This window comes from Bacillus sp. ISL-46 (assembly GCF_018613205.1).
The window spans coordinates 201,713-211,516 of record NZ_JAGGQR010000001.1 but is presented as its reverse complement, the minus strand read 5'-3'; the positions used below and the strand labels follow the sequence as shown (position 1 = coordinate 211,516).

The following is a 9,804-nucleotide window of genomic DNA, read 5'->3' as shown; positions in this document are numbered from 1 at the left end:
CCCAGTCTTACAGGCAGGTTGCCCACGTGTTACTCACCCGTCCGCCGCTAACCAACAGGAGCAAGCTCCTATTGATTCGCTCGACTTGCATGTATTAGGCACGCCGCCAGCGTTCGTCCTGAGCCAGGATCAAACTCTCCAAGAAAGTTGATTAGCTCATTTTGTTACGTTGGCTTAGTTTCGTAATTGAAACTAAAAATTTTGTTTGTTTGCACGATTTTGTTTGTTTAGTTTTCAAAGAACAATTCATTAGTACAACTTTTACATCATACCATTTTCTCGTATGTGTTGTCAACAACTATTTTACTATTTTTTAAGAAAAGATTAATGGTTTCGAAGACAACTTTAATATCTTATCATTACCCAATCACGTTGTCAATAAGTTTTATAAATTATTCATCATCTTGCTGACAACTTTTATATCTTAACACCTACAACAAAATAAAACAACTAAAACTTTTCCCCACTTAAAGTTATTCATCTTTCCGGTCTTAAGCGTTGGTTAATTTTTTTAATATTATGATAAAATTAGTTATACATTTTTTATAGAAAGGGGCGCGGAAAATTGCTTTCATTTATTATAGTTGTTATTGTATTGTTTCTCATTCCAGGTCCAGCTGTCTTACTTACCATTTCTCAAACCGCTCAAGGCGGGAGGAAAACTGGCATCATCACCGGAATCGGGATTGCAGTCGGTGATTTAATCCATACGATTGCGGCCGTGCTCGGACTTTCAGCCATTCTAATGACCTCGGCTCTCGCCTTTGAAATTGTGAAATATCTTGGTGCCGCTTATTTAATCTTTTTAGGGATTAAGTCACTACTTGAAAAAGCAAAAAAACAAGAACAGCCGGCTCCGAAAAAGAACAACACAGCCACATCGTTTCGCCAGGCCTTGTTAATAGAATTGCTTAATCCCAAAACGGCTCTTTTTTTCTTAGCCTTCTTACCACAGTTCGTTCATAACAACGGGACCCCTGTTGTCATTCAACTACTGATTCTTGGACTCACGTTTGTGTTAATGAGCATATTGTACACCACCCTGCTTGCCTTCCTAACAAGCACCATTGGTGAAAGACTTTTCGCAAATAAGAACAGCCGACTTGCGCGCTGGCAAGGGAAGGTTGTTGGTTCTATCTATATTGGCTTAGGTCTTCAGTTGGTTTTTCAGAATCAAAAATAATGAAAAGTTATGTATTTAGATAGGAAAAGTGTATTTATTAGATATCGCTTTTCCTATTTGCGGAAATCCCTGATATTACGAAGCATTTGTTTATCGAGGAATTTTTTGAAGATGCCGATGCTTGGTTTGAGGTTGGCTTCGATGATATAGAGTTGCCCCTTGCCGGTAATTCCGATGTCTAAGCCGATCATTCGTGAGTTTTGATAATAGGTTCCTAATTTCGCCGCCGTCCCTATTGATAAGTAGTCGATTTCTGTATTGATTGCCTCAAGGTTGATATTCTCTATGTCCGAACGCTCCAATGCTTGATTTAGCGTAAGGATTTCTTTCGCGATATTGGTAATGAAGTAACCCTCATCCGCCACTTTAACTGCCTTTCCTGTAACATGCCATTCCTCTGCTCCCTGTTTGCGCTGGACCATGACACGGACATCAAATGGACATTTACCTACGCAAGCTAACGGAATCTTTTCTTGAACAATATAGAGTTTTCTCGTATACTTCTCTCTCGCTAAGAACTCTTCTAGTTTGCTCCGATTAACCACCCTTTTCCGGCTATGATAATGAATCTCATAGTGTCCCTCTTCAAGCATAGAAACTTGAACCACACCATACCCTTGCGAGCCCTCGCTTGGTTTCATCACAACCGTTCCGAATTTTCCTAACTGCGCCCAAAAACTATCGACAGAAAAAACCATAGTTTCAGGTAAGTACTGGACTAGGTTTTCTTCTTCCTTCATCATTTGATATTTTGTCCATTTGCCGTAAGAAAATGTCACAGTCTTTCCCCCTTTCATACTTCTGTTGAAAAAGGTTGACCCTAATCATAAGGATCAACCTCCTTCTATCATCTACATTTCCATCAGCCTATCAAGACCTACGTATCTCTCTAGAAAATCATATTCATCAAAAAGATATCCTCTGGCTAGATTCTCCATTCCATTTCCTATATCAAATGCTACCTTTCCAAGCTTCTCTTTAATGAAACCTGCTAATATGATCGCGTTGGTTCCTGCCGCCAATAAAGCTAGATCAAAATCATAAGCAGCGATTTCCCCCTTCGCTCTTGGTATATCTTCAAATTGATTAACTTTTACTGTTCCTACTACTTCAAAATTTAGCTTTTCTTTTAAATTTGCATTAAGTGTATCCTTCACTTCATCTGCATACCCGCAAACAATTAATATTTTTCTTCCTTTTAACATTTTCTCGAACTTTTCCTTTTGCGATATCATAATTACTCTTCGAATGTAAGCTTCAAAACAATATTTCCTCCAGATATCGTACGTATCAAAGACTTGTTCTGTAAATTCACCCACATCATTTTCCCAAAAAATCGTATTATAGCCAACAATATCACAAACCTTTACGGCATCTATAGCCAGGTCTCTTGCCTCTGTGTTTGGGAAAAGGATTCCTCGGTGGTCATGACCCCGTTTAACTTTATCACGAGCGACTTTGGCTTCTGGATGATTCATGAATTCCTGTTCAGATAAAATATGATATTGTGCCATGACATACGTTTCAGTTGCTCCGACGGATATAACCGCATAAGGAATTTTATTTTTTAACGCAAATAAAACTTTATCCATTACTTCACCGCTTGTAAGCATTTGAGTTCTCAAACTAATCTTGTTTTTCTTATTTTTCCAGTCAATTTCCTGCAAATATTTATTAATATAAGAAATAAACTGCTTAGCCCTCTTGCTAGTAGTATGTTTTTCCCTTACCATTCGATAGCCGCGTTCTGTAATGGCCATTCTTTCATCCTCGTGCTCTAAATAATACTGGGCCTTTTCAAGGAAATTATCCTCATTAATTTCAACAAATGTTTCACCATCGATAAAACCTAAATCCTCCAGTTCTTTCGAGCCACTTGCAAGCAATAGTGTTTTACAGGCAGGGACCTCAAAATATTTGGCTATCGGAAACTTAAATTGGGAATAATCCGTAAAAAACATTTTTGCCTTGTTAATTTCCATGGCAAAGTATTTTCCAACTAACTTCTTGGACTCTTCTTCCTTTTCGAAATTTTGATATCCCGGGTGCTGATGATGAACAAAGCCCGGGTATCCCTTCATCTCCTTTGCAATCTTATTCCTTAGCGGATACACATCTTCATTTACATCTCCCATAAGTAAAAAGTCTATTTCTTTGTCCAATTGATAATCTTTAAACTCCCCTATATTTACATGATTCGGAAGCCAGCGAAATTTATAGTGTAATTCAGGAAAATAAGTGTTAAATGCATCTCTATAAAAGGAAAATATTAAATCGATATCGTTTTCATAGACAAAACGTCGAACCTTCTCGTGGTCTCTATAAATATCCCAAAACAAAATACCTTTAGGGATATTGACATATTTTAGTCCGTGCAAAGGCTTATTCCATATCACGTCATCAAAAAAGATAAAATCAGGAGTGAAGTTCAGTTTATTGATTACATCTTTTATATTTGTTTCTTCTTCTATACAAAGTACCTCAACATCATGCCGCTTCATTACTTCCTGTTTAAAGAACTCCCCATAGCGGATGGCCTTTTTACTCGTATCGTTCGTTGAATACAGTATTTTCAATTTACGCATTTCACCACTCCATTTACATCTGCTTGTCATATACCATCCTATTCCCGTTTTTTATAAGGTGTTAAGGTATTTGTTCATTTTTTTAAGAATCAGGTAAACAAGTTTTAAAATAATGGAAAAGCACAGGTACTAGCCCTATCCAAACTAGTCCCACGGAATATATTAGTTTGAGGATTTTTTGAAAGGGAGTGAAATAATGGGGTGTCGTGAAGATAGGGACAACTGCTTTGATGATTGTTTGTGCCGCATTCTAAGGAGATTTCGCGGTCAAACTGTGACGATTAATACAAAGGCTGGAGATGTCATTACGGGAGTACTGCAACGTGTTACTAGACGTTGCTGCGTCAGAATCATTGTGCCAGGTTCGGTCTCTCCACCGCTTGGAAGTACATTAACAGTGATCCGGTGCGAAGACATTGAAAGCTTCTCAGTCGTGCTGCCAGGTTAATATATAAATGATTGGAAGGCAGGAAATCCTGCCTTCTTTTTTATCAAGTATTGAGAAATGTCTCAATCGAAGCCGTGCGGGTGACCAATTTGCTACGTCCTCTTAACATCCGGTCCGTTGCATCGGAGGTATGATGATGCGGTAGTCCAGAGCGTACATATACATAATGGTCTTTTGATAAAGAATACATTTTGACGTGGTTCTCAAAGCATCGTCGCTGAAATCCACTGTCCTCTCCTTGATTCACGTGTGGGAATGTTACTTTTTCCAAAAGATCTTTTTTAAAAATCAGTGTCGCTCCACTCAAAAAATGGGAGGTCTTATAAAGATTTTGACCATTATTAATGATCCAGCTATTTTCATGATCTGGATTATATAAACGCAGCTCTTGTTTCTTCTTGAAATAAATATAGAAGCTGCTTTTCCCAACTAGCTCTGCCTTCGTTTGCATGAGCGCTTCAAACGCTTCTGACAGATAGCTGTTCCCGTAATAGTCATCATCGTCCATTTTCCCAATATATTCAAAATCAGCCCGCTCAGCTCCCTTATTTAAACACTCCCCTAAACTCATCTCGTCTGGAAATTGCAATAACTGACTGTTTAATTTAGCCCCGTCCAATTCCCGCTTAATTTGCTTGAAATTCATTTTAGCCGAATTAAGAACTAAAATAAGTTCCTTCTCGTGTAAGGTTTGTTTTTGAAAATTAGCAATAATGTTGCTGACAAACTTCTCTCGATTGGTACAAGCAATGATGGATATCAAAACCATTCCCTCCTCCTCCCTAAGCCACAAACTCTCACCTAGGACTTACTTTTTTAAAAAAAGAGAGTCTATTTTTTTATATCTGTATATTCGCCTATACCGTCCTAATACTCATCCGCATAGGATAAGTGAATGAAACTTAAAAAATGATTATGAGTGAGGGACGGAAAACATGTCAGAAATAACGATACCGGCTAATTCCTCTTTTAAAAAAATCGGGGTAATTGGACTAGGATATGTTGGTTTATCGCTTGCCCTTTTATTTGCCAAGAAGGGATTCGATGTCATTGGAATTGATGTCGACCTGCGAAGAGTGAATAGTTTAAAACAGCATACTTCATATATACCGGATATTAGTAATGAAGAAATCAAGCAGGCAACCACGTCAGGGAAATTTACTGCCGATGCGAACTACCAATCTGCCAATAGGGTTGATGTGATTATTATTTGTGTACCCACACCTTTAACGTCCTCCCATACCCCCGACCTAAGCTATTTGACTGAAGTGGGAAATTCACTTGTTCCACAATTAAAGCAAGGACAATTGGTAATCCTCGAAAGCTCCACCTACCCAGGGACAACAAGAAATGAACTTCTGCCCATCCTAGAAAAAAGCGGATTAAAAACAGGAGTAGACTTTTTCCTTGCTTATTCACCGGAACGAATTGACCCTGGAAACAAGCACTTTACGGTCGAAGCGGTTCCAAAGGTCATCAGCGGCATCTCGTCACGTTGTAAAGAGCAAATCTATCAATTGTATAGTCAAATTTACCAACAGGTGGTGGAGGTTTCTTCGCCCGAAGCAGCTGAACTAACGAAGCTGCTTGAAAATACGTTTCGTTTTATCAATATTTCCTTTATCAATGAAATGGCCATTCTTTGTGATAAATTGCACCTAGATGTTTGGGAAGTGATTGATGCTGCCAATACAAAGCCATATGGGTTTACAGCCTTTTATCCTGGACCAGGGATTGGGGGACATTGCATCCCCGTTGATCCGCTCTATTTACAGTGGTTTGCACAGCAAAACGGGACAAATAGCCAATTTATTGAACTATCCCATCAATTAAATCAAAATATCATCGACTATATTGTTGACCAAATTATGAGGCTCTTTCCTGAAAAAAATGCAGACATCCTCATTTACGGCGCCGCCTATAAAAAAGATATTAATGATGCCAGGGAATCTTCGATCTTCCCTATCATTGAAAGGTTGGCGGGCGAGAGGTTCCGCGTCGATTACCATGACCCGTATATCCCTGAAATCACAGTGAACGGCATGAAAATGCAGAGTGTCGAATTAACAGAGGAACAATTAAGCAAAGCAGACTGTGTGCTGTTATTGACGGATCACTCAGATGTTCCCCTTCAAAAAATAGCCGACCATGCTAAGCTTGTTTATGATACAAGAAATATGACGGAAGGATTGTCTGGTAACGCCAAGTTCATTCGAATGGGAGGAGGTTTTCAATGAAGATATTAGTCACAGGCGGGGCAGGGTTTGTAGGTTCGCATATTGTTAAACGGCTGATTGAGTTGAACCATACGGTAATTACCTTGGATGATTTATCAACAGGGAAACAAGCTTTTTTAAACGAAGTGATCCATCATCCGAATCATACCTTTGTGAAAGGTTCCGTGCTTAATCGACCATTGCTTGAAAGCCTAATCAACCAATGCGATATGGTATTTCATCTAGCTGCGGTGCTGGGCGTTAAAAATACAGTCGAAAATCCATTAATGGTCATCGAAGGAAACATAGATGGAACCCGGAACGTCCTCGAACTCGCCTTCCCAAGAAAGATCAAGGTGATTTTTTCATCCACCTCCGAGGTCTATGGCAAAAATGATCAACTGCCTTTCGCTGAACATTCAAGCAGGGTATTGGGTCCTACCACCACCCATCGCTGGTGCTATGCGACAGCCAAAGCCCTCGATGAACATCTCTGCTTTGCCTATGGTATGCAGGGACTCCCGGTAACAGTCGTCCGTTATTTCAATGCTTACGGTCCACGCGCGACAGCAACTCAATATGGAGGAGTCATCCCTAAGTTTATTACCGCCGCCTTGAAAGGCGAACCGATCACCGTCTATGGAGACGGCAGCCAAACCAGGTGTTTTACCTATATTGATGATATGGTGTCAGGCACCTTGAGTTGCATCGATCATCAATTTAATAATGAAGTATTCAATATTGGCAAGGATCAAGTTCTATCCATAAACGACTTAGCTGAGAAAATCAAAACACTCACCCATTCGTCTTCGCCGATTGTCCATATTCCCTATGAAAGTGCCTATGGTGAAGGCTATGAAGACACACCTAATCGAATTCCAGATCTGACAAAGTCTAACCAGCTGTTGAATTTCTATCCTTCGATTGATATTGATGAAGGCTTAAGGAAAACCATTGCTTGGTACCAAGCAGAATTGGAGAAGGGTCAAGCATGAGAGTCTTAGTAACGGGCGGAGCAGGATTTATTGGCTCCCATATTGTTGATTTGCTGATCGCTGAGGGGCATGAAGTGATTGTGGTTGATAATTTAAGTACGGGGAATAAAGAGTTTGTTAATAATAGGGCAACCTTTTATGTCGCAAATATATGCTCACCGCAATTAGAGGGGATTTTTTCAAAAGAAAAACCAGAGTATGTGATTCACCAAGCTGCTCAGGTGGATGTTGCCAAATCGATTCAGGATCCAGTTTTTGATGCGCAAACGAATATACTTGGTACGATTCGTTTGTTGGAATGCTGTCGGAAATTTAATGTCCGAAAAATAGTCTATGCTTCTTCCTGTGCAGCCTATGGCGAAACGGACGACCGCAGTATTAATGAGACTTCGCTGACGGAACCCATCTCCTATTATGGAATCTCCAAGCATACGCCGGAAAAATACATTCAACTCTATTCACAATTTTATTCGCTTCCCTATACCATCCTCCGTTATGCCAATGTATACGGTCCTCGTCAGACGCCAAAAGGAGAAGGCGGTGTCGTGGCTATTTTTCTACAGAAGGCACTAGCGGGCGAACAATTGATGATTTACGGGGACGGGGAACAAACACGAGATTTTGTTTTTGTGAAAGATGTTGCTGCAGCTAATCTCCTTGCGCTTGGCAAAGGAGACAATGAAATCATCAACATCGGACTGAATCAAAAAACGAGCATTAATCAACTGTTTGGAGTCATTTCCTCGCTGGGTGAAATTCCTTTGGGTGTCCCCATTTATCTTCCTGCTCGTAATGGTGACATCCTTTACAGTCAGTTGAATAATGCAAAAGCACTGCAACTGTTGGGGTGGAAGCCTCGCTATGATTTGCTTAGCGGCCTAAAGGAGACAAGGCTGTTTTATGAAAAAGAAGCGTCCAGTAAAGCAGGGGATCCAGATGAACAAAAGTGAAGTGACCGTCCTGATCCCCTTTTATAATCCAGGGGCCTATATTAGGGAAGCATTGGCTAGCGTATTTGCTCAAACCTATCAAGACTGGCAGCTTATTTTAATTGATGATGCATCTACTGATCATACAGCGGAAATGATTGTAGATTACCTTAAGGATCCTCGGGTTAAAATGGTGAGTCATTTGGTCAATCAAGGCCAGTCGAAAAGCCTAAATACCGGTCTTAAACTAGTCGAAACACCGTTTGTCATCCAACTCGATGCCGATGACTGGTTTTTCCCTTATACATTAGAAGTTTTAATGAAGGAGACATTGACGGTGCCTGACACCACAGCCGTTATAAGCGGCAATATTAATCTTGTTTTTGAAGATACGATCGTTGATGCTCATTTAATAAGGAGTTTCAATAAACAGATTTTGAAAAGGCAAGAAAAGAGGCAGCGTCACCGTGGCGTTCCGGGGAAAACGAAAGTAAAAAAAGGGCGTTCCTTTCAGGACCGTTATGATTTTCTGCTTGCCAACCGTTCCGTCTGGCCGCGGTTTTACCGAACGTCTGCCTTAAAGAGCATAGGCGGATGGCCGGTTGATGACCCCTATGAAGGCCGTTATGCGGAAGACATAAGGGTTCTTTTTCGTCTCATTGAAGAATATCACTTCCATTGGGTAGATGAGCTGTTGTTAAACCATCGTCGTCATAGCAAAAATCAAACCAATCAGATGGAAATATACAGAAAGATCACCGAGTGGACAGTACGCGATGCCTTACTGCGGTGGGGCGATGAATATGAACCTATCTTTAACACGGTGGAAGATGGCTGGATTGCAGTATCTGAACTAAAACGCAAAAAGACTAACCGATTGAGGAGAGGATATTAACAAGGTTATCAACATTAATTACCTCTATATCCACACCATATAAGAAGATATCAACAGATTCCAACCATTTATACACAGATTATGTGAATAACTTTTTCTTTTTCATAAAGGAATTACAAATCAGGGGATTTATCCACATATTCCACAGTATTATCCACAAAACCAACAGATTTGCCCACAATCCACTTATATATATCCACATTTTATATGAATTTTATCCACATTTCTCATTACAAAAGGCCTAGACTAATCTCTAGGCCTTTTGTATTTAACTGTTCGAGTTTTCATCTGGATTTGCACTGTCATAACGATCGACAATTTCTTTTAGCTCACCCGTATCCCCTTTTGCATTAATGATCTCAAAAATTTGATTTAATCCTTCACTAGTTTTTTCTTCTTCATTTTTCAAAAAAATACCTCCTTTTTATCCTATATATTAGCCATTTATTTTCAAAATTATTTAACATTGGCAACGTGCTAATACAACATTGCTCAGTAATTCACAAATTATTCACTAATCCACTTATTTCCTGTGATTTCAATCACTCGACTG

The 9,804-nt window shown here is 39.7% G+C and carries 10 protein-coding genes and 1 rRNA gene; 6 read left to right on the top strand and 5 right to left on the bottom strand.

From position 1 onward, the window contains the following. Positions 1 to 145, bottom strand: a 16S ribosomal RNA gene (locus J7E67_RS01005); the annotation flags it as partial. 420 nt (positions 146 to 565) lie between these two features. On the opposite strand from J7E67_RS01005, the gene J7E67_RS01000 reads away from it, so the two are divergent. Next, positions 566 to 1,183, top strand: a complete 618-nt coding sequence (locus J7E67_RS01000; protein WP_214717238.1) for a LysE family translocator — start codon at positions 566 to 568, stop codon at positions 1,181 to 1,183. A 53-nt stretch (positions 1,184 to 1,236) separates the two neighbouring features. Here the strand turns inward: J7E67_RS01000 and J7E67_RS00995 are convergent, their stop codons facing one another. Next, positions 1,237 to 1,962 carry a YheC/YheD family protein gene (locus J7E67_RS00995; RefSeq protein WP_214730696.1) on the bottom strand — a complete coding sequence of 242 codons (726 nt, stop codon included), beginning with the start codon at positions 1,960 to 1,962 and terminating at the stop codon, positions 1,237 to 1,239. Positions 1,963 to 2,034: 72 nt separating this feature from the next. Next, the gene (locus J7E67_RS00990) at positions 2,035 to 3,768 is read right to left on the bottom strand and encodes a glycosyltransferase (protein WP_214717240.1); all 1,734 of its coding nucleotides are present in this window, start codon (positions 3,766 to 3,768) and stop codon (positions 2,035 to 2,037) included. A gap of 196 nt (positions 3,769 to 3,964) precedes the next feature. Between J7E67_RS00990 and J7E67_RS00985 the strand changes: the two genes are divergently transcribed. Further along, entirely contained in the window at positions 3,965 to 4,216 is a 252-nt protein-coding gene (locus J7E67_RS00985; protein ID WP_214717241.1) for a hypothetical protein, read from the top strand. A 43-nt stretch (positions 4,217 to 4,259) separates the two neighbouring features. Here J7E67_RS00985 and J7E67_RS00980 read toward each other — a convergent pair whose 3' ends face one another. Next, positions 4,260 to 4,985 (bottom strand): glycosyltransferase family 2 protein, encoded by a 726-nt coding sequence (locus tag J7E67_RS00980; RefSeq protein ID WP_214717242.1) that lies wholly within the window; start codon positions 4,983 to 4,985, stop codon positions 4,260 to 4,262. A gap of 166 nt (positions 4,986 to 5,151) precedes the next feature. Here J7E67_RS00980 and J7E67_RS00975 point away from each other — a divergent pair, with 166 nt between their 5' ends. Genes J7E67_RS00975 through J7E67_RS00960 form a run of 4 tightly spaced genes read left to right on the top strand, consistent with a single transcriptional unit; the run spans position 5,152 to position 9,251 of the window. Beyond that, positions 5,152 to 6,453 carry a nucleotide sugar dehydrogenase gene (locus J7E67_RS00975; RefSeq protein ID WP_214730694.1) on the top strand — a complete coding sequence of 434 codons (1,302 nt, stop codon included), beginning with the start codon at positions 5,152 to 5,154 and terminating at the stop codon, positions 6,451 to 6,453. Then, positions 6,450 to 7,427, top strand: a complete 978-nt coding sequence (locus tag J7E67_RS00970) for an NAD-dependent epimerase/dehydratase family protein (RefSeq protein ID WP_214730692.1) — start codon at positions 6,450 to 6,452, stop codon at positions 7,425 to 7,427. The genes J7E67_RS00975 and J7E67_RS00970 overlap by 4 nt, the downstream gene beginning before the upstream one ends. Then, a complete protein-coding gene (locus J7E67_RS00965; RefSeq protein WP_214717245.1) occupies positions 7,424 to 8,377 on the top strand; it encodes an NAD-dependent epimerase/dehydratase family protein in 954 nt (317 codons plus the stop codon). Before J7E67_RS00970 ends, J7E67_RS00965 begins: the two co-directional genes overlap by 4 nt. Beyond that, on the top strand, positions 8,364 to 9,251 hold the full coding sequence (locus tag J7E67_RS00960; RefSeq protein ID WP_214730690.1) for a glycosyltransferase family 2 protein: 888 nt from the start codon (positions 8,364 to 8,366) through the stop codon (positions 9,249 to 9,251). The genes J7E67_RS00965 and J7E67_RS00960 overlap by 14 nt, the downstream gene beginning before the upstream one ends. Before the next feature lie 268 nt (positions 9,252 to 9,519). Here the strand turns inward: J7E67_RS00960 and J7E67_RS00955 are convergent, their stop codons facing one another. Continuing rightward, complete coding sequence (locus J7E67_RS00955; RefSeq protein WP_179195957.1) at positions 9,520 to 9,660, bottom strand: hypothetical protein; 141 nt, start codon at positions 9,658 to 9,660, stop codon at positions 9,520 to 9,522. Positions 9,661 to 9,804 lie beyond the last annotated feature (144 nt).

What these genes read in the sequence shown, in the direction of transcription:
- J7E67_RS00980 (WP_214717242.1), bottom strand. Translation starts at nt 4,985, where the DNA reads ATGGTTTTGATATCCATCATTGCTTGTACCAATCGAGAGAAGTTTGTC.
- J7E67_RS00990 (WP_214717240.1), bottom strand. Translation starts at nt 3,768, where the DNA reads ATGCGTAAATTGAAAATACTGTATTCAACGAACGATACGAGTAAAAAG.
- J7E67_RS00975 (WP_214730694.1), top strand. Translation starts at nt 5,152, where the DNA reads ATGTCAGAAATAACGATACCGGCTAATTCCTCTTTTAAAAAAATCGGG.
- J7E67_RS00965 (WP_214717245.1), top strand. Translation starts at nt 7,424, where the DNA reads ATGAGAGTCTTAGTAACGGGCGGAGCAGGATTTATTGGCTCCCATATT.
- J7E67_RS00970 (WP_214730692.1), top strand. Translation starts at nt 6,450, where the DNA reads ATGAAGATATTAGTCACAGGCGGGGCAGGGTTTGTAGGTTCGCATATT.
- J7E67_RS00985 (WP_214717241.1), top strand. Translation starts at nt 3,965, where the DNA reads ATGGGGTGTCGTGAAGATAGGGACAACTGCTTTGATGATTGTTTGTGC.
- J7E67_RS00960 (WP_214730690.1), top strand. Translation starts at nt 8,364, where the DNA reads ATGAACAAAAGTGAAGTGACCGTCCTGATCCCCTTTTATAATCCAGGG.